The 25,321-nt window shown below is 41.7% G+C and carries 19 protein-coding genes and 1 other annotated feature; of the genes, 13 read left to right on the top strand and 6 right to left on the bottom strand.

Annotated features, from left to right (window positions below):
• Nucleotide 1 precedes the first annotated feature (1 nt).
• From radA to ACE1SE_RS03110, 3 genes are all read left to right on the top strand, one after another.
• Nucleotides 2–1,387, top strand: a complete 1,386-nt coding sequence (gene radA, locus ACE1SE_RS03120; RefSeq protein WP_374052605.1) for a DNA repair protein RadA — start codon at nucleotides 2–4, stop codon at nucleotides 1,385–1,387.
• Between the two features lie 562 nt (nucleotides 1,388–1,949).
• On the top strand, nucleotides 1,950–3,176 hold the full coding sequence (gene nadR / locus ACE1SE_RS03115) for a multifunctional transcriptional regulator/nicotinamide-nucleotide adenylyltransferase/ribosylnicotinamide kinase NadR (RefSeq protein ID WP_374052604.1): 1,227 nt from the start codon (nucleotides 1,950–1,952) through the stop codon (nucleotides 3,174–3,176).
• A 673-nt stretch (nucleotides 3,177–3,849) separates the two neighbouring features.
• Entirely contained in the window at nucleotides 3,850–4,578 is a 729-nt protein-coding gene (locus tag ACE1SE_RS03110; RefSeq protein WP_374052603.1) for an ATP-binding cassette domain-containing protein, read from the top strand.
• A gap of 92 nt (nucleotides 4,579–4,670) precedes the next feature.
• Here the strand turns inward: ACE1SE_RS03110 and ettA are convergent, their stop codons facing one another.
• On the bottom strand, nucleotides 4,671–6,338 hold the full coding sequence (gene ettA, locus ACE1SE_RS03105; RefSeq protein WP_374052602.1) for an energy-dependent translational throttle protein EttA: 1,668 nt from the start codon (nucleotides 6,336–6,338) through the stop codon (nucleotides 4,671–4,673).
• 263 nt (nucleotides 6,339–6,601) lie between these two features.
• Here ettA and sltY point away from each other — a divergent pair, with 263 nt between their 5' ends.
• Together sltY and trpR are read left to right on the top strand one after the other, a co-directional pair.
• Nucleotides 6,602–8,521, top strand: coding sequence for a murein transglycosylase (sltY, locus tag ACE1SE_RS03100; RefSeq protein WP_374052601.1), 1,920 nt, complete (start codon nucleotides 6,602–6,604; stop codon nucleotides 8,519–8,521).
• Nucleotides 8,522–8,575: 54 nt separating this feature from the next.
• On the top strand, nucleotides 8,576–8,899 hold the full coding sequence (trpR, locus tag ACE1SE_RS03095; protein WP_099132710.1) for a trp operon repressor: 324 nt from the start codon (nucleotides 8,576–8,578) through the stop codon (nucleotides 8,897–8,899).
• 83 nt (nucleotides 8,900–8,982) lie between these two features.
• Here trpR and yjjX read toward each other — a convergent pair whose 3' ends face one another.
• Nucleotides 8,983–9,510, bottom strand: coding sequence for an inosine/xanthosine triphosphatase (gene yjjX, locus ACE1SE_RS03090; RefSeq protein WP_374052600.1), 528 nt, complete (start codon nucleotides 9,508–9,510; stop codon nucleotides 8,983–8,985).
• 54 nt (nucleotides 9,511–9,564) lie between these two features.
• Here yjjX and gpmB point away from each other — a divergent pair, with 54 nt between their 5' ends.
• Nucleotides 9,565–10,212 (top strand): 2,3-diphosphoglycerate-dependent phosphoglycerate mutase GpmB, encoded by a 648-nt coding sequence (gene gpmB / locus ACE1SE_RS03085; RefSeq protein WP_374052599.1) that lies wholly within the window; start codon nucleotides 9,565–9,567, stop codon nucleotides 10,210–10,212.
• Here the strand turns inward: gpmB and robA are convergent.
• Complete coding sequence (robA, locus tag ACE1SE_RS03080) at nucleotides 10,209–11,090, bottom strand: MDR efflux pump AcrAB transcriptional activator RobA (RefSeq protein WP_374052598.1); 882 nt, start codon at nucleotides 11,088–11,090, stop codon at nucleotides 10,209–10,211. The genes gpmB and robA overlap by 4 nt on opposite strands.
• Nucleotides 11,091–11,529: 439 nt before the next feature.
• On the opposite strand from robA, the gene creA reads away from it, so the two are divergent.
• On the top strand, nucleotides 11,530–12,006 hold the full coding sequence (gene creA, locus ACE1SE_RS03075; protein ID WP_374052597.1) for a protein CreA: 477 nt from the start codon (nucleotides 11,530–11,532) through the stop codon (nucleotides 12,004–12,006).
• A 114-nt stretch (nucleotides 12,007–12,120) separates the two neighbouring features.
• On the opposite strand, the gene arcA is transcribed toward creA, so the two are convergent.
• Nucleotides 12,121–12,837, bottom strand: coding sequence for a two-component system response regulator ArcA (gene arcA, locus ACE1SE_RS03070; RefSeq protein WP_099132715.1), 717 nt, complete (start codon nucleotides 12,835–12,837; stop codon nucleotides 12,121–12,123).
• Nucleotides 12,838–13,534: 697 nt separating this feature from the next.
• Nucleotides 13,535–13,650 (top strand) — a sequence feature (Thr leader region).
• A gap of 25 nt (nucleotides 13,651–13,675) precedes the next feature.
• Here arcA and thrA point away from each other — a divergent pair.
• From thrA to thrC, 3 genes are read left to right on the top strand one after another with little or no spacing between them, the layout of a single operon-like run.
• Nucleotides 13,676–16,156, top strand: a complete 2,481-nt coding sequence (gene thrA / locus ACE1SE_RS03065; protein WP_374052596.1) for a bifunctional aspartate kinase/homoserine dehydrogenase I — start codon at nucleotides 13,676–13,678, stop codon at nucleotides 16,154–16,156.
• On the top strand, nucleotides 16,156–17,088 hold the full coding sequence (gene thrB / locus ACE1SE_RS03060) for a homoserine kinase (RefSeq protein ID WP_508171977.1): 933 nt from the start codon (nucleotides 16,156–16,158) through the stop codon (nucleotides 17,086–17,088). The genes thrA and thrB overlap by 1 nt, the downstream gene beginning before the upstream one ends.
• 2 nt (nucleotides 17,089–17,090) lie before the next feature.
• The gene (gene thrC, locus ACE1SE_RS03055) at nucleotides 17,091–18,368 is read left to right on the top strand and encodes a threonine synthase (RefSeq protein WP_374052594.1); all 1,278 of its coding nucleotides are present in this window, start codon (nucleotides 17,091–17,093) and stop codon (nucleotides 18,366–18,368) included.
• 98 nt (nucleotides 18,369–18,466) lie between these two features.
• Here thrC and yaaA read toward each other — a convergent pair whose 3' ends face one another.
• Nucleotides 18,467–19,243: a peroxide stress protein YaaA gene (gene yaaA / locus ACE1SE_RS03050; RefSeq protein WP_374052593.1), complete on the bottom strand. Its 777-nt coding sequence runs from the start codon at nucleotides 19,241–19,243 to the stop codon at nucleotides 18,467–18,469.
• 170 nt (nucleotides 19,244–19,413) lie between these two features.
• Between yaaA and tal the strand changes: the two genes are divergently transcribed.
• The 3 genes from tal to mog all read left to right on the top strand — a co-directional run bounded on the left by tal (nucleotide 19,414) and on the right by mog (nucleotide 23,828).
• Nucleotides 19,414–20,367 carry a transaldolase gene (gene tal / locus ACE1SE_RS03045; RefSeq protein WP_374052592.1) on the top strand — a complete coding sequence of 318 codons (954 nt, stop codon included), beginning with the start codon at nucleotides 19,414–19,416 and terminating at the stop codon, nucleotides 20,365–20,367.
• 254 nt (nucleotides 20,368–20,621) lie between these two features.
• Nucleotides 20,622–22,874 (top strand): TonB-dependent receptor domain-containing protein, encoded by a 2,253-nt coding sequence (locus tag ACE1SE_RS03040; protein WP_374052591.1) that lies wholly within the window; start codon nucleotides 20,622–20,624, stop codon nucleotides 22,872–22,874.
• Nucleotides 22,875–23,252: 378 nt separating this feature from the next.
• Nucleotides 23,253–23,828 (top strand): molybdopterin adenylyltransferase, encoded by a 576-nt coding sequence (mog, locus tag ACE1SE_RS03035; protein ID WP_374052590.1) that lies wholly within the window; start codon nucleotides 23,253–23,255, stop codon nucleotides 23,826–23,828.
• Nucleotides 23,829–23,913: 85 nt separating this feature from the next.
• On the opposite strand, the gene ACE1SE_RS03030 is transcribed toward mog, so the two are convergent.
• Nucleotides 23,914–25,314, bottom strand: a complete 1,401-nt coding sequence (locus ACE1SE_RS03030) for a glycoside hydrolase family 1 protein (RefSeq protein WP_374052589.1) — start codon at nucleotides 25,312–25,314, stop codon at nucleotides 23,914–23,916.
• Nucleotides 25,315–25,321 lie beyond the last annotated feature (7 nt).

Genomic DNA, 25,321 nt, shown 5'->3' with positions numbered 1-25,321 from the left:
AGTGGCAAAAGCAGCAAAACGGGCATTTGTCTGTAACGAATGTGGTGCGGATTATCCCCGTTGGCAAGGGCAATGTACCGCATGTCACGCATGGAATACCATTACAGAAGTGCGTTTAGCCGCAACTTCATCATCATCCCGTAATGAGCGTTTCAGTGGCTATGCCGGAAATGCCGGTATCAGTAAGATACAGAAACTTTCGGATATCAGTCTGGAAGAGCTGCCCCGTTTTTCAACAGGATTTAAAGAATTTGACCGAGTTCTCGGTGGTGGTGTGGTTCCTGGTAGTGCCATTTTGATTGGCGGTAACCCCGGTGCGGGGAAAAGTACCCTGCTTTTACAAACCATGTGCCAACTATCAACCCAGATGAAAACCCTGTATGTAACCGGGGAAGAGTCATTACAACAAGTGGCGATGCGAGCGCACCGGTTGGGTTTGCCGACAGATCAACTGAATATGCTATCGGAAACCAGCATTGAGCAGATTTGTCTGATTGCAGAGCAAGAACAACCTAAACTTATGGTGATTGATTCAATTCAGGTCATGCACATGGCTGATATTCAATCGTCACCAGGCAGTGTTGCACAAGTCAGGGAAACCGCAGCCTACCTGACACGGTTTGCCAAAACCCGTGGTGTTGCCATTATCATGGTTGGGCATGTGACAAAAGATGGCACGTTGGCTGGTCCCAAGGTGCTCGAACACTGTATAGACTGTTCCGTCATGCTGGATGGTGAAGCTGATTCCCGTTTCCGCACCCTGCGCAGCCATAAAAACCGCTTTGGTGCCATTAATGAGCTAGGTGTATTCGCAATGACCGAACAGGGGTTACGGGAGGTCAGTAATCCTTCCGCCATTTTCCTGAGTCGTGGCGATGAAATTACTTCAGGTAGTTCGGTTATGATTGTCTGGGAAGGTACTCGTCCTTTGCTCGTTGAAATTCAGGCATTAGTCGATCACTCTATGATGTCAAACCCACGCCGCGTAGCCGTGGGGCTTGAACAAAACAGGCTGGCTATTTTGCTTGCAGTCCTGCATCGGCATGGCGGTTTACAAATGGCTGATCAAGATGTTTTTGTGAACGTCGTCGGTGGGGTAAAAGTAACAGAAACGAGTGCTGATCTGGCGTTATTACTCTCTTTGGTTTCCAGCTTTCGCGATCGACCTCTGCCTCGTGATCTGGTGGTATTTGGAGAAGTGGGATTGGCAGGAGAAATTCGCCCCGTTCCCAGTGGACAAGAACGCATTTCAGAAGCTGCTAAACACGGTTTTAAACGAGCCATTGTGCCCCATGCTAATATGCCGAAAAAATCACTGCCCGACATGAAAGTATTTGGCGTCAAAAAGCTGGCCGATGCGTTATCTGTTCTGGATGATCTGGATTAAGAAATAATCTTTTATTCCTTTTAGATCTATATAGCCAATAGATTTCAAGTTACTGCTTGAAATCTATTAAACGGCAATCTAAGTATTTTTCCTAATTTGCCGGAATATTTTCTCGCCTGCCATCACATATCAAACGAGATGGATTATAGAATTTTGGGGAAATATTTTATTCATTCTACTTAAATAAAAAATCAAATAGTCAATCACTATATTATCTAAATTTTTTCTATTATTACCACAGGTTGGTATTTATTAATGATAAATGCTGATGAAATTTAAATCACAAATGGTTATGCAAATATTTATATAACGAATAAAACCAAACAACCTGTTCAATAATAATTGAACAAACGCTATTGTCATTCTTCTTTATTATTTAACTATTAATTTAGCATTTGGTTATTTTATTTAAAATAAATATCCGATTATACAATTTTAAATACTTATTATAGTCAAGATAACGGCATTTAACCCCAAAAAACCAATAAACAATCCATTTTATTTTTACCTTTCACAACAAACATGCTACCTTGTTTAATATGCTAAACATAGAGGGGGTTTTATGGCGCAATTTGACTATTTGAAAGAGGCGATTAAACAGGCAGGTTACACATTACAGCAAGTTGCTGATGCCAGTGGAATGACCAAAGGTTATCTAAGCCAACTTATTAATGCCAAAATAAAAAGTCCCAGTGCACAGAAACTGGCTTCTCTTCATCAATATCTAGGATTAGCATATCCCATGGAAAAGAAAACTGTCGGAGTTGTGTTTGGTAAATTTTACCCATTACATACTGGACACATTTATTTGATTCAACGAGCATCCAGTCAAGTTGATGAATTACATGTCGTTCTTTGTTATGACGAAGTGCGTGATCGTGAGTTATTCATCAACAGTTCAATGTCTCAACAATCTACTGTCAGTGACCGCCTGAGATGGTTACTGCAAACATTCAAGTATCAGAAAAGTATTCATATTCATGCAATTGATGAACAAGGGATGGAACCTTATCCGAATGGCTGGGAAGCGTGGAGTCAAAGTGTCAAGTCGTTTCTGGCAGCAAAAAGCATCAACCCTAATTATATCTATTCCAGCGAAGCACAGGATGTCCCTCGTTATAAAGAATATTTCGGCGTTGAAACTGTGCTTATCGACCCACAACGCTCATTCATGAATATTAGCGGTAGCCAAATCCGTCAGGCACCTTTCCGTTACTGGGAATATATCCCTACAGAAGTAAAGCCATTTTTTGTACGTACAGTGGCTATTCTTGGCGGAGAATCGAGCGGAAAGTCGACATTAGTGAATAAGCTGGCCAACATGTTTAACACGACCAGCGCATGGGAATATGGCCGCGAATACGTATTTTCCCATCTGGGAGGCGATGAAATGGCTTTACAATACTCAGATTACGATAAAATTGCATTAGGCCATGCTCAATACATTGATTTTGCTGTTAAATATGCCAATAAGGTTGCGTTTATCGATACTGATTTTGTAACAACGCAGGCATTTTGCAAACGCTATGAAGGAAAAGAACACCCTTTTGTTCAGGCGATGATTGATGAGTATCGCTTTGATTTAGTGATTCTTTTAGAAAACAACACCCCGTGGATTGCAGATGGTTTAAGAAGTTTAGGCAGCGAGCGAGATCGCAAAGAATTTCAGCATTTGCTTGAAAATTTGTTGAAAACAAATAATATCGATTATATTTGTGTCAATTCACCGGATTATGATCAACGTTTTCTACGTTGCGTAGAATTAGTTCAACAGATGTTAATGGAATAACCAACCTTTATATATAAAATAGATTACACTTATATTATTATCATGGTTAATTGATAGTGATTTATTATTCAGTGTAATCTTTATCTTATTATAATTATCCTACCTTAACAATGAGTTAAATGTTTACTTTGGTTATTTTAACAAATGTAATAAAATAAATTGTGATAATAATATTTTTTGATACTTTAATTTTACTGTTTTGACTTGAATTACAGGAAAATAAGTCATTAAATGAACAGGTCTATTGATTTATTTATATAAAATTTATTAGTTACTGACAAACCCACAAATATTTCAGGTGTTTTTATCAAAAACGGAGGTAATGGCAAGTAACATTAAACTATTAACGAATATAAAATGACTTTTCCCTTATTATAAAAGTGGAATAAAAATAGAAGGATTTATGCTATTTTTATTTTTTATTGTTACCTTAAGCATAATTCATTAATATTTGTGATTTTTTATTCCAAGACTAAGAAACATCTCATTTATTAGATAGTCATTGTAAATAATAATTGACATAAGATGAGTATATCCTTGGTGAAGATGTTTCGCATATAGACTATTTTTATTCGTATAATACTATAAGGATATCAGTGTTATTACGAATGAATTTAGACAGCATATGTTTAAGGAAAAAGCTTTAATCTTTTAACCTAATTGTGTTGAGAATATGAACTTGAATCAATTTAAATCGATTGAGGTTATCAATATTTCATATGGTTTAACTGATGCTACAGTTAATCATGAAATGATTTCAAATATCACATTTTCTATTATACCAGGTGAAATTACTTTGATAACAGGGCCGAAGGCATCGACTAACCGTACAGTGTTGTCGATTGCATCGGGTATGTTACAACCAGATCAAGGAGATGTATTAATTAATAATAACAAGTTGAAACTAATGAATGATGTGGAGTTAGGAAAGTTTCATCATGAAAATAGTGGGTTCATTTTCCAAGATTTCAATTTATTTAGTGAACTCACTCTCTTAGATAACTTGTTATTATCAACGTCTTATGGATTATCACTTGCTCGCGAGCAAGCCGAAAAAATCGCGCAAAAATCGCTGGATATTGTGAAATTAGGCGATAAAAGCCGTTATTATCCAGGAGAACTGTCTGAAAACGAGAAACAATTGGCAGCAATGGCGAAAGCCATAGTCGGAAGACCTGAATATTTATTCGCAGACGACCCAACACGCAATTTAGATCATCAGGCATTTCAGACGTTCGTTAATATCTTTAAATTTATTGCTCATCAACAGAAAGGTACGGTTGTCATTGCCTCTCAGGATAGACGCCTGATACAACATGTGGATAGCGTTATCACTTTAGCAAGTGGAAAAGCAACTAAAACTTATGAATCTATACAGGAACAACGAGTTTTAGTGTCGTAATGGTTTACTAATAACAAAAAGTTAGTTACCAGCAACAAAAAAACGGCCTGATATCAGGCCGTTTTTTCTATCAGGTTTACTTTCAGGCAGGCTTACTTGCTGATCTTTTTATATTTAATGCGGTGAGGCTCCAGTGCTTCCGCCCCCATAGTCCGCTTCTTGTAATCTTCGTATTCGCTGAAGTTTCCTTCAAAAAAGGTGACTTTACCTTCATCCTGATAATCAATGATGTGTGTTGCGATACGGTCAAGGAACCAACGGTCATGGGAAATAACCATCGCACAGCCAGGGAATTCCAGCAGGGCGTTTTCCAATGCACGTAAAGTTTCGACGTCTAAATCATTGGTTGGTTCGTCAAGCAATAACATATTACCGCCAACTTGCAGTAGTTTAGCTAAATGCAGGCGACCACGCTCACCACCAGACAATTCACCAACACGCTTGCCCTGATCTACGCCTTTGAAGTTAAAGCGTCCAACATAGGCACGGCTTGGAATTTCAAAGTTGCCGATACGCATAATGTCCTGACCGCCAGAAACCTCTTCCCAAACGGTTTTGCTGTCATCCATGCTATCGCGGAACTGCTCAACAGAAGCCAATTTAACCGTTTCACCCAGTGTAATTGAGCCAGAATCTGGTTGCTCCTGACCGGACAACATACGGAACAGCGTTGATTTACCCGCACCGTTCGGGCCGATGATCCCAACAATCGCCCCTTTCGGCAGAGAAAAATTCAAGTTGTCGATCAGTACGCGATCACCATAAGACTTGGCTAGATTGGTGACTTCCAGTACCTTGTCCCCCAAACGTGGACCAGGCGGAATAAACAATTCGCTGGTTTCATTACGCTTCTGGTAGTCAACGCTACTCAGTTCTTCAAAGCGAGCTAAACGTGCCTTGCCTTTTGCCTGGCGTCCTTTCGGATTTTGGCGGATCCACTCAAGTTCTTTTTCAATGGATTTACGGCGAGCCGCTTCTGACGCAGCTTCCTGTGCCAGACGCGCATCTTTTTGTTCCAGCCATGAAGAGTAGTTGCCTTCCCACGGAATACCTTCACCACGGTCAAGCTCCAGGATCCAACCAGCAACGTTATCAAGGAAGTAACGGTCGTGGGTGATCGCAACCACTGTGCCTTCGTAATTGTGCAGGAAGCGCTCCAGCCATGCAACAGACTCAGCATCAAGGTGGTTAGTGGGTTCGTCAAGCAGCAGCATGTCTGGTTTTTCCAACAACAGGCGACAAATTGCCACTCGACGGCGTTCACCACCGGACAAGTGTTCAATCTTCGCCTCCCATGCAGGCAGACGCAAAGCATCAGCCGCTCTCTCAAGCTGATTGTCCAGATTGTGCCCGTCATGGGATTGGATAATCGCTTCCAGATCACCTTGCTCTTTTGCCAGCTTATCGAAATCCGCATCTGGATCAGCATAAGCAGCATAAACTTCATCAAGACGAGTCAGAGCATTTTTAACTTCGCTAACAGCTTCTTCTACAGCTTCACGAACAGTGTGTTCAGGATTAAGCTTAGGTTCTTGCGGCAGATAGCCGATTTTAATACCCGGTTGTGGACGCGCTTCTCCCTCAATATCTTTATCAATACCCGCCATAATGCGCAATAAAGTAGATTTACCGGCACCATTGAGGCCGAGAACACCGATTTTTGCTCCAGGGAAAAAACTCAGAGAAATATTTTTCAGAATATGCCTTTTAGGAGGAACAACTTTTCCTACCCGATGCATACTATAAACATATTGAGCCAATGTCGTTTACCTTTTGATTAATCAAGAAATTTTAAAAAACGTTTGCGTTTATCGAGTTTGGATGCTTATTTTACCTATCCTCTTATCAAATAGCACTTTTTCAGCGTTTTCTATTTGGTATGACAATTGTAATAACTCACATCAATAATATGATTATAATTACATAACATCTTGACAATTTACTTGAACAACGCACCTGAACAGAGCATTTAAATACAGGGCAATTGGACACTGATAGTAGTCTTCCAAAGGGGTATGTGGCAATGAGTAAGTGGCAGCATTTCGTCATGGCTGTGAGTATGGTTTCTGTTGTTGCTGGAGCGGCACATGCTGATTCTCTGGATGCCCAACGTCAACGATATCAAGAAATAAAGCAGGCATGGGATGCAAAAAATAGGGTAGAAGTAGCGCGTCTGATGCCAACGCTGAAAAATTATCCCTTGTATCCATATCTGGAATATCGTCAATTATCTCAGGATCTGGCAACTACCACTCCTCAGCAAATTCAGCACTTTATTAATACTCACCCTACCCTGCCACCAGCACGTTCGCTGGCATCTCGGTTTATCAGTGTACTGGCAAACAAAGGTGACTGGAGCGGCATCCTGGCATTCAGCCCCAACCCGCCAAAGACAGTTGCAGAACGCTGCGATTATTACTTTGCGCAATGGGCCACGGGACACCAGCAAGTCGCCTGGCAAGGTGCCCAAGAAATTTGGCTCAATGGCAACTCATTACCTGATAGTTGCGATAAACTGCTCACTGCCTGGGATCAGGCTGGATACCTGTCTGCAAATTTAATTTTGCAGCGTATCGAATTGGCAATAAAAGCCAATAACACCACACTTGTTACCTATCTTGCCAAACGCTTGCCATTACGTTATCAAAGCTTGAGTACGAATTTACTGAAGCTGCAACATGATCCAGCGTTAATTGAACAATTTGCCACAACTGCCACACCAACCGACTTCACCCGCGCAGTTATCATCACAAACTTTTCCCGATTTGCCCGCATAAATGCTGAACTTGCCAGAGTAAGCATCCCTACACTTGTCCGCTCACAAAAGATGAATAACACCGAACGACAGCAATTAAAAGATATCGTCGCCTGGCAATTGATGGGGGACATTACACCAGAACAGGCAAAATGGCGGGATGATACCATTCGCGATTCACACTCTATCAAATTGATTGAGAGACGTGCTCGTTTAGCATTGAGGGATGGCGATCATTCTGGGCTTGAAAGATGGATTTCGTTATTGCCGCAAAAAACGTTGCAGCAAGATGAGTGGCAATATTGGAGTGCTATTATTCTGCTCAATCAAAGGAAAAACGCAGAAAGCAAGGCGATATTACGTAAGCTAACCGAACATCGTGGTTTTTATCCCATGGTGGCAGCCCAGAAATTACATATTTCTTATCCTCTGACCATCAATAAATCAGAGAGGCCTGATCGTTCCATTGCCAATATGCCAGCAATTAAACGTATCCGGGAGTTGCTGTATTGGAATATGGATAATCAGGCCCGCTCAGAATGGCTCCTTCTGGTTTCCTCACAAGATCGGGTGAAACAAGAGCAGTTAGCTCGTTATGCATTTGAGCAACACTGGCCCGCATTCAGTGTACAAGCGGCCATTGTGGGAAAAATGTGGGATCACCTTGAAGAGCGTTTCCCAATGGCGTGGCAAAAAGAATTTGCAAACTTCACGTCAGATAAAAATATTTCACAAAGTTATGCAATGGCAATTGCCCGTCAGGAAAGTGCCTGGAACCCACAGGCCCGTTCTTCCAAAGGAGCCAGTGGATTAATGCAGATCATGCCAAAAACCGCCGAACATACCGTGAAGAATGAGAAAATTCAGGGTTATGTCAGCAGTAATCAATTAATGAACCCGATTACAAATATTAAAATTGGCACCGCTTATCTGGAGTCAGTCTATCAGCGTTTTGACAATAACCGTATTCTTGCCAGTGCTGCTTATAATGCCGGCCCTGCAAATGTTGAACGTTGGTTAGCTAACACCACTGGGAACATCGATCCCATCGCCTTTATTGAGAGCATTCCTTTTGCAGAAACACGCTCTTATGTCAAAAATGTTCTTGCCTACGACATGTTCTACCATCATTTTATGGGGAAAATGCCAAATGTGCTGACAAATGCGGAATGGCAAAGACGTTATTAATTTAAGATGAATATGGTATGCTACTGTACTAGTTGAATAGTATGGTGGTTAATTATGGCACAAAATCATTTGATTGATCCGGCGCTTTCCCCGGAAGATGGTGATGACTGGCTCACTTTTGTTGAGTTGTTAAAAATAGCATTTGAACAAAATTTGCAACATTCTATTTTGCAGCTATTATTGACACCCGATGAACGTACCGCTTTATCAACTCGGGTTCGGATTATTCAGGAATTGATGCGTGGGCAAATGAACCAGCGCGAACTGAAAAATGAGCTGGGCGTTGGTATTGCGACAATTACACGTGGTTCCAATAGCTTAAAGAACGCACCGGCTCATGTTAAGAAATGGCTGGAAAATCAGTTAATAACTGATTGACAATAACCACGATAAAATAACAAATTAAATAATGCAGCGGGGGCCGTCCAATCGCGCCCCCAAACAACGACGCACGGTTAAGATTAGTTATTCGACTCTTTGTAAATTTCATGATGAATAGGCACCAGAGCCAGTATCAGAGCTTGATGATAAACGCTGGTACGCGTCAGAATACCATGGGTAAAAAAGCCAATCGCCCCACCTTTCTGCTTGATATTATCGACGCCAGTGACATCCGCCATTTCATGGCCAAGTTCGCGTCCTTTACGAATGCCTTCCAGGACTTTTTCTGGCAACATCAGGCTAGCAGAACGCGATTCTCCCCGAATTTGTTTATGTTCAACGACCATCCAGGCAAACGTCATATCATCTTCAATTCCTGCTTCAACTCCAACCCAGAAATCAGCTTCAGGCCGAACCTGACGAGCAGCCATAACACGATGACGAGCACCTGTACGAGTCTCAGTATTACCAATGGGTTGTTGAGGTACACTACTGTCTACATTAACATCTTCTATGTGGTAAGTGCCTGGGCCAAAAACATCATCGAATGCAAGACTAATCGCTTTTATCTTCGCAGGGTTAGTTGTTGCTGCAATAACGTGGTACATATAAATAAATTATCCTTTGAATTATTTCATGATGCAGTATAACGGAAAATAACTATGTTACAGGTCTATCTTGTTCGTCATGGCGAAACCGAATGGAATGTGGCTCGTCGGATTCAGGGGCAATCTGACAGTCCTTTGACTGAAACTGGTCGGCGCCAAGCTCACCTGGTCGCACAGAGAGTTAAATCAGAAAACATTACCCATATTATCACCAGTGACCTTGGTCGGACACGCCAAACAGCAGAAATCATCGCGAGAGCCTGTGGCTGTGACGTCATACTGGAACCACGCCTGCGGGAGTTAAATATGGGCGTTCTGGAAAATCGCGAACTAACGTCTCTTACACCAGAAGAAGAATCTTGGCGTAAAAGTCTTGTTGATGGTACACCAAATGGACGGATCCCAGAAGGTGAATCGATGCATGAAGTATCCACCCGTATGCGGGCCGCTCTGGAAAATTGCCTTAACCTGCCTGCGGGTAGCCGTCCACTTTTGGTCAGTCATGGAATAGCTCTCGTCGGTTTGATCTGCTCTATTCTGGGCCTTCCTGCTAACTCAGAACGCCGTCTACGGTTGAGAAACTGTTCCATCTCACGGGTGGATTATCAGGATAGCCCGTGGCTGGCCCCAGGTTGGATAGTTGAAACAACGGGCGATATCACTCATCTGGATATGCCCACTCTGGATGAATTACAAGGTTAACGTTCAATTGGGATGAGATACTCAAATTCCACAACATGATTTTGTGTCTCATCCCCAAGATTTTTCCATTCAAGATTGGTGAGGTAATATCGCTCGATATCGTATCCCTTTCTGCGAGTTATGTTGAGTGTAGGCAAACAGACGCCATAAACGGTAAAGAGAAACTCTTGTAACTGCTCTTTATCACCAAAATAACTAAATGAAATATAATCTCCACTTGGTAAGGCGACTGGACGGCTATCTTTGGTATCAAAGGTAGCATATTCTGGTTCTATGGCTGTGGTATAGAACACTGTCTGTTCATCTTCACTCTCCATACAAGGGATCGTATGGTGTAATCCATAAAGTCTCGGTGGTAATACTTCCGCATCTTGTAGATAGTTAATCCAAAACTCATGACGCATATTCTTGCAATCTTCTGACCACTGCTCAAGCGTGTAACTGCACGTGTGCTCAGTGCCAATAAGCGATTTCTCTTCCAACGTGACAAATTTGTGCTCTGGCAGTGGTTTATTATCCAGCAAGATAGGAGGACATATTCCTTTTGCGCACCACTCTTCGCTGCGGCGATAGGCTGCTGGCGTTCGGTCAAACTGTTTTTTGAAAGCTCTTGTGAAAGTTTGCTGAGAATCAAAGCGATATTGCAAGGCAATATCCAAGATAGGACGGCTGGTTAAACGTAATGCAACAGCAGCTTTGGACAATCTTCTCGCACGGATATAAGAACCTATTGCCTGGCCTGTTACTTCCTTGAACATACGCTGCAAATGCCATTTGGAGTAACCTGCTTTTGCTGCAACGTTATCAAGAGACAATGGACGATCCAGATTATTATCCACCCAATGCAGCAAGTCACGAATGATGTTGGTTTGATCCATACATCTCCCTCAGTCATTAAGACAAAAAGAAAATCATATAAATGTAAACAACTTATGCCAGGATGATTCCATCAGGCATATTGATTGTTACATTGATGTAATCAACAAACTCTCAATAAATTAAACAAGTTTTTGCTTGGAATAAATTAATAGCAGAATTGGTAATATGTCAAGCATTGTCTTGATAAATAAGCCAATGATATGAATTATAAGGAAAAATATATTTACTGCTGATGTGCTGGATGTTGGACTAATTCCCATGGCATAACTTTTTAAAGACCATTACTTACTCGTCCTGGGGGCATATTCAGCTATAATGCTCTGATTTTCCATCACAGATACATTCACATTGGAAATGATTTAACTAAATTCATTGCGTTACATTATATGTGAATGATAGATATTTTCACTGTATTTATTTAATTCAATTGGACTATATATGGCAACAATGAAGAAAATAGTGATAGCCGCGACCTTACTCTTTTCTCCTGCGGCTTTGCATGCTGAAGAGATCGGTTCTGTTGACACGGTGTTCAAACTTTTTGGCCCTGATAACAAGATAGTGATAGAAGCCTTTGATGATCCTGACGTTAAAAATGTCACCTGTTATCTGAGCAGAGCCAAAACTGGCGGGTTTAAGGGAGGATTGGGATTAGCAGAAGATACATCTGATGCAGCCATATCCTGTCAGCAAGTTGGCCCGATTGAATTGGCTGATAAGATAAAGAAATCCCCTAAGAAAGGACAAGTTGTCTTCCAGAAACGCACTTCTTTGGTATTTAAAAAATTGCAGGTTGTACGCTTCTATGATCCAAATCGTAATTCGCTAATTTATTTAACTTATTCTGACAAAATGATCGATGGTTCCCCTAAAAATGCAATCAGTGCTGTACCGATTATGCCGTGGAAAGAGTGAATAACTTCATCACTGAGGCAAGCACCGACTAAAAGAAAAGCCTCGATGCCATAAGACATACGGGGCTTTTGACAGAGATGCTATGTAGCATGTATACCTATAAAAAGGTATCAATCATTCTTCTAAATCACCACAGAAACGGTAACCTTCACCGTGGATGGTCGCAATGATTTCTGGAGTATCTGGTGTCGACTCGAAGTGTTTACGAATACGGCGAATAGTCACATCAACAGTACGATCGTGAGGTTTCAGTTCGCGGCCCGTCATTTTTTTCAACAATTCTGCACGGGTTTGGATTTTTCCTGGATTCTCACAGAAATGAAGCATCGCACGGAATTCGCTACGTGGCAGTTTGTAATGATCTCCCATCGGGCTAACCAAAGAGCGGCTATTGATATCCAGCTCCCATCCATTGAACTTATAACTTTCAACTTGGCGACGTTCTTCTCCTGGATGACTCAGGTTCATTGTCCGCGACAGCAAATTACGAGCACGGATGGTTAATTCACGTGGGTTAAATGGCTTAGTTATATAATCATCAGCACCGATTTCGAGACCAAGAATTTTGTCCACTTCATTATCACGGCCGGTTAAGAACATCAATGCAACATTTGCCTGCTCACGTAATTCACGGGCAAGCAGTAAGCCATTTTTACCTGGCAAATTGATATCCATAATGACTAAATTGATATCGTTATCTGACAGAATGTTGTGCATTTCTGAACCATCATTGGCTTCATAAACAACATACCCTTCGGCCTCAAAAATACTCTTAAGGGTATTGCGTGTGACAATTTCGTCTTCAACAATCAAAATGTGCGGGGTTTGCATGGTTGCTACCTAAAATCGCTAAAAAACAGAATCCGTATGACACAAGCTGTTATTATTAAAAGAAAATATGCTGATCTTGTTCTGAATGACAGAAAACCAGCTTATGCCCGAAATAAACGTTTTGATATGTTTTACGCTAAAAGCTAGCGTCGCTTTCCTAGAGGGTACATACCCGATTTAAACGAGGCTTCTATATTAGTCTATTAACAGCAATATAACAGCTAGTAATGCATTTGCCTTCTAAAAAAACTAACTTTTGTTGATACATATCAAAATCAATTGTAGCACGTTAACATTAATTGTAATTGTTAATTTTAATTTGGGTCTTTTGTTATTAACTTGAATAAATTATGTTAAAAAATGTTTCAATATCGTGAATGCTTGAAGAGGGATTCGCTCGACACTGAAATATCCAGATGACACGTTTTTATCATAAAGACAAAATAATTACAAAATATGTTTTTTGTAAAATTAAATGCTATTAAATAAGCTGACTAACCAAATAATGATTTGTCATTTGGGTTATATTTTGAATACTTTCGATACGAAAAATGACGTTTTTTCCTTCTTTCACCATAAAAAACATTTGACATTGACCACAATTTACTTTAACCAATAGGGGGTCAAGCGAATTAAAAAGACAGACAGGAAACTATGCATCACATCAGCCCGAAAAAAATGGTTCTTGCAAACACCTCTATAACCATTACTACAACCACGATTACCACCGGAACCATGAGTTGCGGTGCGGGCTGACGCATACACATAAAACAACAATGAGCCCGTATCCCACAAGATACGGGCTTTTTTTTGGACAGAAATCAGGAGAAGAACATTAATGCGAGTATTGAAATTTGGCGGAACTTCAGTTGCGAATCACCAACGTGTACTGAGTGTTGCAGATATCGCCGAGAATGAGTTATCCCTTGGGCAAGTTGCCTTAGTACTCTCTGCACCGGCAAAAATTACAAACCATCTGGTGGCGATGATCGAAAAAACGGTTGCAGGGCAAGATATTGTTTCCAATATGAGCGATGCCAGCCAAATCTTTGCTGATTTGCTGTCAGGATTGAAAAAGCAACAACCAAGGTTTGATTATGAACGCCTGAAAGGGCTAGTAGAACGTGAGCTGGCCAGCCTTAAACAGACTCTACACGGCATTTCTTTGTTAAAACAATGCCCAGATAGCATTAATGCATCTCTGATCTGTCGTGGTGAAAAACTGTCAGTTGCCATCATGGAGTCCGTGCTACAGGCTCGTGGTCATAAAGTGACTGTCATTGATCCGGTCAAAAACCTTTTGGCACATGGGCATTGCCTCGAATCCACCGTTGATATCCATGAATCTTCCAAACGCATTGCGGCACTCAATATTCCTGCTGACCACATCATCCTGATGGCTGGTTTCACTGCGGGCAATGAAAATGGCGAATTGGTTGTGTTGGGACGCAACGGCTCTGACTATTCAGCCGCAGTATTGGCAGCATGTCTGCGTGCCGATTGTTGTGAAATCTGGACGGATGTAGATGGTGTTTATACTTGTGATCCAAGAGCGGTGAAAGATGCGCGCTTACTGAAAAGCCTGTCATATCAAGAAGCGATGGAATTGTCTTATTTCGGTGCGAAAGTCCTTCATCCCCGTACTATCGCTCCGATTGCCCAATTTCAAATTCCTTGCCTGATAAAAAACACAGCCAATCGTGATGCACCAGGTACTTTTATTGGCGATGCATTCATTGATGATGGGCAAAAAGACCAGAACATGCCGATTAAGGGCATTACCAATCTGGATCATATGGCAATGTTCAACGTTTCCGGCCCTGGCATGAAAGGTATGGTCGGAATGGCGGCGCGGATCTTTTCTGTCATGTCACGCAAAGGTATTTCCGTTGTATTAATCACGCAGTCCTCGTCAGAATACAGCATCAGCTTCTGTGTACCACAAAAAGAATTGGTAAAAGCACAGAAGGCACTGACAGAAGAATTTTATCTGGAGCTGAAAGACGGTGTACTTGACCCCATCGACGCTATCGATAATCTTGCTATTATTTCTGTCGTTGGCGATGGTATGCGCACTCAGCCAGGGACTTCTGCCCGCTTTTTCTCCGCATTAACACGCGCCAATATCAACATCATTGCCATTGCGCAAGGCTCTTCCGAACGTTCCATTTCCGCCGTCATTGAAAATGATGCCGCGACTACGGCGGTTCGTCTCTGCCATCAAATGTTGTTTAACACCGCTCAAGTTGTTGAGGTCTTTGTTGTCGGTGTGGGGGGGGTAGGCAGTGCGTTGATCGAGCAAATACGTCGTCAGCAAATCTGGCTCAAACAGAAACATATCGATTTGCGCGTCTGTGGTATTGCCAATTCCCGCGCTTTATTGACTGACGTGCAAGGCATCAATCTGGATAACTGGCAGCAGGCACTCTCAGAAGCCACTGAGCCATTTAGCCTGAGTCGTCTGATCCGCCTTGAGAAAGAGTACCATCTCCTGAATCCAGTCATTGTGGACTGTACTTCCAATCAGTCGATTGCGGAACAGTATACGAGCTTCCTCAGCGATGGCTTTAACGTTGTCACACCCAATAAAAAAGCCAATACTTTATCAATGACTTATTATCACCAAATCCGTCAGGCCGCAGAGAAATCGAAACGTAAGTTCCTGTATGACACTAACGTAGGGGCTGGATTGCCTGTTATCGAAAACTTACAAAATCTGCTTAATGCCGGTGATGAATTAGTGCAGTTCAGTGGCATCCTGTCGGGTTCCCTATCCTATATTTTCGGTATGCTGGATGAAGGTATGACGCTGTCACAAGCGACCATGCTGGCCAAAGAGAAAGGCTTTACTGAACCTGATCCACGCGATGATCTCTCTGGCATGGATGTTGCCCGAAAGCTGCTGATTTTAGCGCGTGAGGCGGGTTATGAACTGGAACTGGAACTGGAAGATATTCATGTCGAACCCGTTTTACCCATATCGTTCGACGCCAGTGGCGAAGTTGACAGTTTCCTGCAACGTTTACCGCAACTGGATCAGGAATTTAGCCAACGTGCGGAACAAGCCGCAGAGCAAGGGAAAGTCTTGCGTTATGTTGGCTTAATTGAACAAGGCCGTTGTACAGTGAAAATTGTCTCTGTTGATGGCAATGATCCACTTTATAAAGTCAAAAATGGCGAAAATGCTCTGGCTTTCTACACCCGTTATTATCAACCCATTCCGCTGGTATTGCGGGGTTATGGCGCAGGAAATGATGTAACGGCAGCCGGCGTTTTTGCTGATATATTACGCACTCTGTCATGGAAATTGGGGGTTTAATGGTTATCAGGGTTTATGCGCCTGCCTCTATCGGGAACGTTGGCGTCGGATTTGATGTGCTTGGCGCAGCAGTTTCTCCCATTGATGGTTCGTTACTTGGAGATTGTGTTTCCGTAAGTGAAGCTGAAAGTTTCATCCTGAATAATAAAGGGCAATTTGTTGGCAAATTACCTGCCGATCCCAAACAAAATATTGTCTACCAATGCTGGCAGCTTTTTTGTCAACGGTTGGGAAAAGAACTGCCCGTTGCCATGACACTAGAGAAAAATATGCCTATCGGTTCGGGATTAGGCTCCAGTGCCTGTTCTGTCGTTGCCGGTTTAGTGGCATTGAATGAATATGCAGGCCGACCATTTAACCAACACCAGTTGCTGGACATGATGGGAGAATTAGAAGGGCGCATTTCCGGTGGTGTTCATTATGATAATGTCGCTCCCTGCTATTTGGGAGGATTGCAATTGATATTATCTCAGGAAGATACCCCCTGTCTGCCTGTCCCTACATTTGATGATTGGCTGTGGGTGATGGCTTATCCGGGTATCAAAGTATCGACGGCAGAAGCCCGTGCCATCCTGCCCAATCACTATGCCCGCAAGGACATCATTGAGCACGGACGTCACTTTGCTGGTTTTATCCATGCCTGCCATACCCAGCAATCAGCACTGGCTGCCAAATTAATGCAAGATGTTGTGGCAGAACCTTATCGCGCACAACTCTTACCGGGATTTGCCAATGCACGCGATGCAGTCAAAAAATTAGGGGCGCTGGCGTGCGGCATTTCCGGCTCCGGCCCAACACTTTTTGCAATTTGTAATGAAAAAGCTGTAGCTGAAGAGGTTGCACACTGGCTGCAACAACATTACGTACAGAATGATGAAGGCTTTGTACACATTTGCCGTCTGGATCTCGCAGGCGCACGACAGGTAAAGTAACCATGAAATTATATAACTTAAAAGATAACAGCGAGCAGGTCAGTTTTTCACAAGCGGTAAAACAAGGGCTAGGTAAACAGCAAGGCCTCTTTTTTCCACAGGATTTGCCAGAATTCAGCCGTAATGAAATTGATGACTTATTGCAATTGGATTTTGTCAGCCGCAGCCAGCGCATTCTCTCCGCTTTTATTGGCGACGAGATTCCCACAGAACAATTGGCTGCCCGTGTAAAAGATGCGTTTGCCTTCCCTGCCCCTGTAGCGATTGTCGAAGATGACATCGCTTCACTGGAGCTTTATCACGGCCCGACACTGGCGTTCAAAGACTTTGGTGGCCGATTCATGGCACAAATTCTTGCCCAGATTGCAGGAGACCAGCCTGTCACTATTTTGACTGCAACATCCGGTGATACCGGCGCCGCAGTTGCCCATGCTTTCTATGGCTTGAATAACGTACAGGTTGTGATCCTTTATCCCGAAGGCAAAATCAGTCCCTTGCAGGAAAAACTCTTTTGTACTCTGGGCGGCAATATCCATACGGTTGCTATCAAGGATGATTTCGATGCTTGTCAGGCATTAGTCAAACAGGCTTTTGATGACGAAGAATTGAAACAGGCTTTACATCTCAACTCAGCTAACTCAATTAATATCAGCCGCCTGCTGGCACAAATCTGTTATTACTTTGAAGCGGTTGCGCAGATCCCAGCAGAAAAACGTGAACAATTAGTTATTTCCGTCCCAAGCGGCAATTTCGGTAATTTAACCGCGGGATTACTGGCAAAATCGCTGGGATTGCCGGTAAAACGTTTTATCGCGGCAACCAATGTTAATGACACCGTTCCTCGTTATTTAGCAGAAGGCAAATGGCTGCCACATCAGACCATTCCGACGCTGTCCAATGCCATGGATGTCAGCCAGCCCAATAACTGGCCGCGCATTGAAGAACTGTTTAAACGCAAAGGCTGGGCACTGAGTGAACTGGCAAATGGTGTTGTGGATGACGCAACCACCCAAAGTACCATGCGTGAACTGGCGGCAAAAAGCTATATTTCCGAACCACATGCTGCCGTCGCTTACCGTGTTTTACGTGATCAATTACAAGAAGGGGAATATGGCTTGTTTCTGGGTACTGCGCATCCAGCCAAATTTAAAGAAAGCGTCGAAGCAACTCTCGACCAACGATTGTCCCTACCACAAGCGTTAGCTGAACGCGCAGATCTGGACTTATTATCCCACTTTATGCCCGCTGACTTCTCAACGTTACGTGAATTTTTGATGTAAAAATCATCGAAATAACGCGTCACTTATCACTCCACCCATTTATAGGTGGAGTGATTCCATACTAGGCTTTAATACCAAAAATTGGTTACAATAAGAAACTAATTCTGCTCAGAACGCTTAAACACCAATTCATCTCCCTTAGAGAGAGATTCATCAAAAGTATACCCTTCCAAATTGAACTCCACCAGTTGTGCTGGATCGGTCAATTGGTTCTGAATAATAAAACGGCTCATCAGGCCACGGGCTTTTTTAGCATAGAAACTAATGACCTTGTATTTGCCATTTTTTTCATCCAGAAAAACAGGTTTGATAATCCTGGCTGCCAGCTTTTTGGTGCTCACCGATTTGAAATACTCATCTGATGCCAGATTCACCAGAACATCATCACCTTGTTGTTTCAGTGCTGCATTTAAGTTTTCAGTAATACAATCACCCCAAAACTGATACAGATCTTTACCGCGTGGATTTTCCAGCTTAATTCCCATTTCCAAACGATAAGGCTGCATCAAGTCGAGAGGACGCAAAACTCCATACAGGCCAGATAGAATTCTTAAATGTGTTTGGGCAAAATCAAAATCGTCAGCAGAAAAAGTTTCAGCTTGCATACCGGTATAAACATCACCTTTAAATGCCAAAATCGCCTGACGGGCATTTTCTGGCGTGAAATCGGGCTGCCATTCTGCAAAACGAGTAGCATTCAATCCCGCCAATTTATCACTAATACTCATCAAACTGCCGATTTGCGCGGGAGTTAAAGTACGGCAAATCTCAATTAGTTGTTGAGATTCTGCCAATAACAGTGGTTGGCTCAACTTTTCTGTTGCAAGTGGACTTGCATAATCGAGTGTTTTCGCCGGTGAAATGGTAATAAGCATTATTCTTTCCTAATAATCCAGACTTTCCTCACTTTAGCAAAAAAGACAAAAAGAGGAGAATCTCAGCGATAGAATTTTCCTACCTTACAGCCGCGCTTGACCATGTTATTATCACAAGATGGCGAGGCAACGTTGCCAAAGATTTTACGTATAACGATGAGATATTAAACATGACCGATAAACTGACTTCCCTGCGTAAACTGACAACAGTAGTAGCAGATACCGGGGATATCGAGGCGATGAAACTGTATCAGCCGCAAGATGCGACCACTAACCCTTCCCTGATTTTGAATGCAGCTCAAATTCCAGAATATCGCCAACTGATCGATGAAGCTGTTGAATGGGCGCGTGGTCAAAGCGATTCCCGTGAACAACAAATTATTGATGCCGGCGATAAACTGGCCGTCAACATTGGTCTGGAAATTCTGAAGCTGATCCCTGGCCGTATCTCCACTGAAGTTGATGCACGCCTGTCTTATGACACCGAAGCAAGTGTGGCGAAAGCAAAACGTCTGATCAAACTGTACAACGAAGCGGGCATCAGCAATGATCGCATCCTGATCAAACTGGCTTCCACCTGGCAAGGTATCCGTGCTGCGGAACAACTGGAAAAAGAAGGCATCAACTGTAACCTGACTCTGCTGTTCTCCTTTGCTCAGGCACGTGCTTGTGCAGAAGCCGGTGTCTACCTGATTTCTCCATTTGTTGGCCGTATCCTTGACTGGTACAAAGCAAATAGCGGCAAACAAGAATTTGCACCGCATGAAGATCCAGGTGTAATTTCTGTTACTGAAATTTATCAATACTACAAAGAGCACGGTTACAACACGGTTGTTATGGGTGCAAGTTTCCGTAACTCAGGTGAAATTCTGGAACTAGCAGGCTGTGACCGCCTGACAATCTCTCCAGCACTGCTGAAAGAACTGTCTGAGACAGAAGGTGAAGTTGAGCGCAAACTGGGTTACGAAGGCGAAACCAAAGAACGTCCAGCGCCAATGACTGAAGCTGAGTTCTACTGGCACCACCACCAGGATGCAATGGCAACTGAAAAACTGGCAGAAGGTATCCGTAAGTTTGCAGTAGACCAAGGCAAACTTGAAAGCATGATTGCTGATCTGCTGTAATCTTAAGCGATTCGCTATTTCCTCTTGCACAAAGGCGACTAATTGGTCGCCTTAAGCCACTGACAAACTCTATTCAAAATTAATGGGGTTTATTTTTTTGCCTTGCCATCAACCCAATTTTTCCCACCTCTATTCGACTATTCGACATTTTGGCTCCTGCTCGCTCCGCACAAAACCCTAAAGATAAGTTGTTCAAAGAACATTATTAATGCATAATGATAATAATTATTATTATCAACAAATGTAGTAATCTTATGAATAAACCACAATTTTTTATAACTTTTTTCGCAGTCAGCCCGCTTTACTCTTTCGCTGCGTATGAATCAACTACCGAACATTCAAGCGATACTATATATGTTTATTCTTCATTAGACTTAAAGAAGAATAATGAAATATTACTAGATAGTCAGGAATTAAATAAACAAATAATCATTAATCCTGCTGATATATTTAAAAGTACATCGGGAGTTCTATCTGGTGAGTCTAGATCATCAGGAGCAATAGATGTCAATATTCGAGGTTTACAAGGTCAAGGAAGAATTTCTACTAGTGTGGATGATACTATAAATCAAACAGCCTTATATCGGGGCTATCAAGGGGTATCTAACCGTACTTATATTGATCCAGACTTCATCGGTGAAGTAGGTATAAAAAAAGGATTTTATGGCGGTTCTGGTATTACAGGAATAGGTGGTACTGTAAATATGAAAACAATATCTCCTGCTGATATATTAATTCCAGGTGATAACTTTGGTATACGTCTAAAAGGTAGTATTTTAAGTAACCACTCAAACTATAATAATTACACATGGAATGATGAATCATCTCCAAAAAAAGAAAATATATTTAATGGAAAAAACAACACTGGAAGTGTGGTGGTTGCTTATGCAGATGAAAATTTCGAGCTTTTAGCTGGCGTATCAAAACGCATCAGGGGGAACTATCATTCAGGAAAAAAAGGATTTGGTACAAATAATTATACGCTACCAGGGTATTTATGTCCGGATGAATATTATGATGATAATGACAATATAGCTCCTTGCCCCGTAACAGCCGAAACTATCCAAGATGCTGGTTATACCATTTATCCTAAAGGTGCAGCAGTACCTAATACATCAGAGAATACACGTTCTTATTTATTAAAAACCAGTGCATGGATTAATGATGAGCACAGAGTTAGTGCTATTTACAGCCTATATGATAGTACTTTTGGTGAAACATATGTTGCAGATACAACAACTATAGATAAAGGAACTACGGTCTCAGTATCACAAGGACCAAATGCTTATGTTCGTTTAGCAAGATATAAACTAGGTTATGATTGGAAATCAAGTAACCCGTTAATTGATCTTAACTTTTCTCTATGGCATTTAGATTTAAAAGACAGGCCTAAAACATCACAAAATACATTAGGTGATGAAAAGAAATCTGATACATGGGGGGTTAATCTTTCTAATAACTTAGAATTTGACATGTATAATAAACCAACAAATGTACTTCTGGGAGGGAGTTATCTTACCGAAAAAACGGGGCCAGCCAAAGGTTTTTGGTCTCAACATCCTCACCAGCGAGAAGGAACAAGACAAGAATACCGTATTTTTGTTAATGGGAAGTATGAATTAACCAATAAAATTAATTTATTATCTTCCCTTGAGCATAAAGGTTATTCATTAAAAGATAAAGGTGATATTCCATCAATTCCTAAGGATGGAACGGCTTATGGATATAGTTTCGGAGTTGAATATAGGCCAATAAAACAGATAATGCTGTATAGTCGTTATTCTCAAAGTCCAAGATTTCCTTCATTAGTTGAAGGAACAAATGGCTTTTTTATGAAAGCTGATAATAATCTACAGCATGAGACTATGAAAAATATTGAAATAGGATCTGCGTTTGGCTTCGAAAATCTAATAGCAAATGATGAATTAAATTTGAGCATAGGTTATTTTAACTCCAACATTAATAATTATATTAGTCGTAGCTGGAAATGGGATAAATTTTCAATGCATATTGATAATATCAATAAAGCAAAATTTGAAGGAATTGAACTGGAAACAAGCTATAAAATTAAGGATTTTACAATAAAAGCATCAGCAAATTACTATATAAATATTGAGTTTTGTAAAAAAGAAAAAGGATGCGTTAATGAAAACCTTCCATCTGATTATGCAACAAACCATATTCCACCTAAAAAAAGCTACTCATTAGATGTAAATCAAGGGTTCCTTAACAACAAACTGTCTATTGGTGGACGAATATCGTACTTTGATAAAAGAGCAATACCAACCGCTAGAGTTGGACGAGGTTCTGCTCCATTGTTAGCACCTGTCGACTATAAACCAGCAACAATTGTTGATTTTAGAAGTTCATTAATTATAAATAAAAATATAATAGCAGATTTTACTGTGGATAATGTTTTTGACAGATATTATATACAACCAATTAATGTGGGTTATATTCCTTCTCCTGGTCGTACATTCAGGTTAGGTATAACAGCGACTTTTTGATCAGATAAAGTTGATTAAATACCCCGAACTCTGCTTAAGAAGGAAAACTAAGTGCCTGAGGAACAATCAAAGTTTCGTTAAAGAAAACAGAATTGTGGAATTCCTCAGGCTATGATTAAAGCAGTATAGACTGATTTTATAGCTTTAAGCTTCATCTACTTTCCCAAAACCGCACCTTTATTTGTACCAGGAGATGGATGTGGACGACGAAAATTTGCCACAATACCATATCGGTGAATAATAAAAATATTATTACACTGCAACGAAGTTGGAGCCATGCTACCATCGACTTAGCTATAACTTATACCCAATAAATTCCAAGTTACAGCCAACAAATTTTATTATTTTGCCTATTTTTTATCATTAATTGAGGTTCGTATGAATGTATTGCGCATTGGCCTCGTGTCTGTTTCTGATCGGGCGTCAAATGGCGTTTATCAGGATAAAGGACTGCCCGCACTGGAAACATGGCTGAAAAAAGCGATTACCACACCTTTTAACGTAGAAACCCGCCTGATCCCTGATGAGCGAATCCTGATTGAACAAACATTGTGTGAATTGGTCGATGAACTGGGATGCCATTTGGTACTAACTACTGGAGGAACAGGCCCCGCACGTCGCGATGTAACGCCGGATGCAACGCTGGCAATTGCTGATCGTGAAATGCCAGGATTTGGGGAACAGATGCGCCAAATCAGCCTTCAGTTTGTACCAACAGCTATTCTGTCCCGACAAGTCGGCGTGATCCGCAATCAAGCGCTGGTTCTAAACCTTCCCGGACAACCGAAAGCCATCGCAGAAACACTAGAAGGATTAAAAGACGAAAGTGGCAAAGTGTTAGTAGCGGGAATTTTCGCCAGTATTCCCTACTGCATCCAATTGCTGGACGGCCCTTATGTAGAAACAGATGAAAGCGTTGTAACCGCATTCAGGCCAAAAAGTGCACGTCGTTAAAAATCCATTGCTGCCTGTTGCTATGAATAATTGAAGACCATAAAGGTTCTGAACAGACTCAGAACCTTATGAATCAAAAGTAGAATCATTCGCTCAAGCGACTGCCATTGGTTGCAATCACTTGCTTATACCAATAAAAACTCTTCTTACAGCGTCGCTCCAACGTGCCTGTTCCCTGTTCATTTTGGTCAACATAGATATAACCGTAGCGTTTGGTTATCTCACCTTTTGAAGCACTGACCAAATCAATTGGCCCCCAACTGGTATACCCCATAATATCCACACCATCTTCAATCGCTTCTCTGACCTGGATAAGGTGATCTTTAAGGTATTGAATACGATAATCATCCAGAATACTGCCATCCGCTTCCGGTGTATCTTTCGCACCCAAGCCATTCTCAACAATAAACAAAGGTTTCTGATAGCGATCCCATAGCAAATTCAATATAGTGCGTAAACCAAGAGGATCTATCTGCCAACCCCATTCTGAACTGGGCAAATAAGGATTAGCCACCATGTGCAGAATATTGCCCCGCTGTTTCTGGTATTCCGCTTCATCTGCTGTCGTGCAACCGCTCATGTAATAACTAAATGAAATAAAATCAACGGTATTTTTCAGATCATACCTATCTTGCTCTGTAATAGTAAGTTCAATGCCATTTTCACGAAAATAGCGCAACATATAGCCAGGATAGTTCCCACGGCTTTGAACATCGCCAAAAAACAGCCACTTTTGATTTTGCTGGAGCGTTGCCAATACATCTTCTGGTTTACAGGTTAATGGATACATCAAACCACCAAGCAACATATTACCAATCCGGGCATCAGGAATGATTTCTCGGCACAATTTCACTACTCTGGCACTGGCAACTAATTGATGGTGAATAGCCTGATAGATCTCTGATTGAGTGCTGTTTCTCGGTAACCCGACACCTGTCAGCGGTTCATGCAGCGACATATTGATTTCATTAAATGTCAGCCATAACTTCACCTTACTCTGGTAGCGGATAAATACTGTGCGCGCGTAGTGTTCAAAAAATGCGATCAGTCTGCGATCCCCCCACCCGCCATATTTTTTGACTAACGTCCATGGCATTTCATAGTGAGATAACGTAATCAAAGGTTGAATGCCATATTTGGCCATTTCGTCGAATAGTCTGTCATAAAATGCCAGACCCGCTTCATTGGGCAGCTTTTCATCTCCATCAGGAAAAATCCGGCTCCAGGCAATGGAGGTGCGCAAACATTTAAATCCCATTTCCGCAAATAAGGCGATATCTTCGGGATAACGGTGATAAAAATCGATAGCAACATCTTTGAGATATCGCGTTTCATCCGAAGGATCGCGTTCAACAACAGGGCCAATAATTCCCTGCGGCAAAATATCTGAAGTGGAAAGCCCTTTTCCATCCGTCAAATAGGCACCCTCAACTTGATTGGCGGCAATCGCGCCTCCCCATAAAAAATGCGTTGGAAACTGTTTCATGCAACCT

Origin of the sequence: Xenorhabdus taiwanensis (assembly GCF_036512875.1) — a bacterium.
GTDB lineage: Bacteria > Pseudomonadota > Gammaproteobacteria > Enterobacterales > Enterobacteriaceae > Xenorhabdus > Xenorhabdus taiwanensis.
This window is presented reverse-complemented; position numbering and strand designations above follow the sequence as displayed.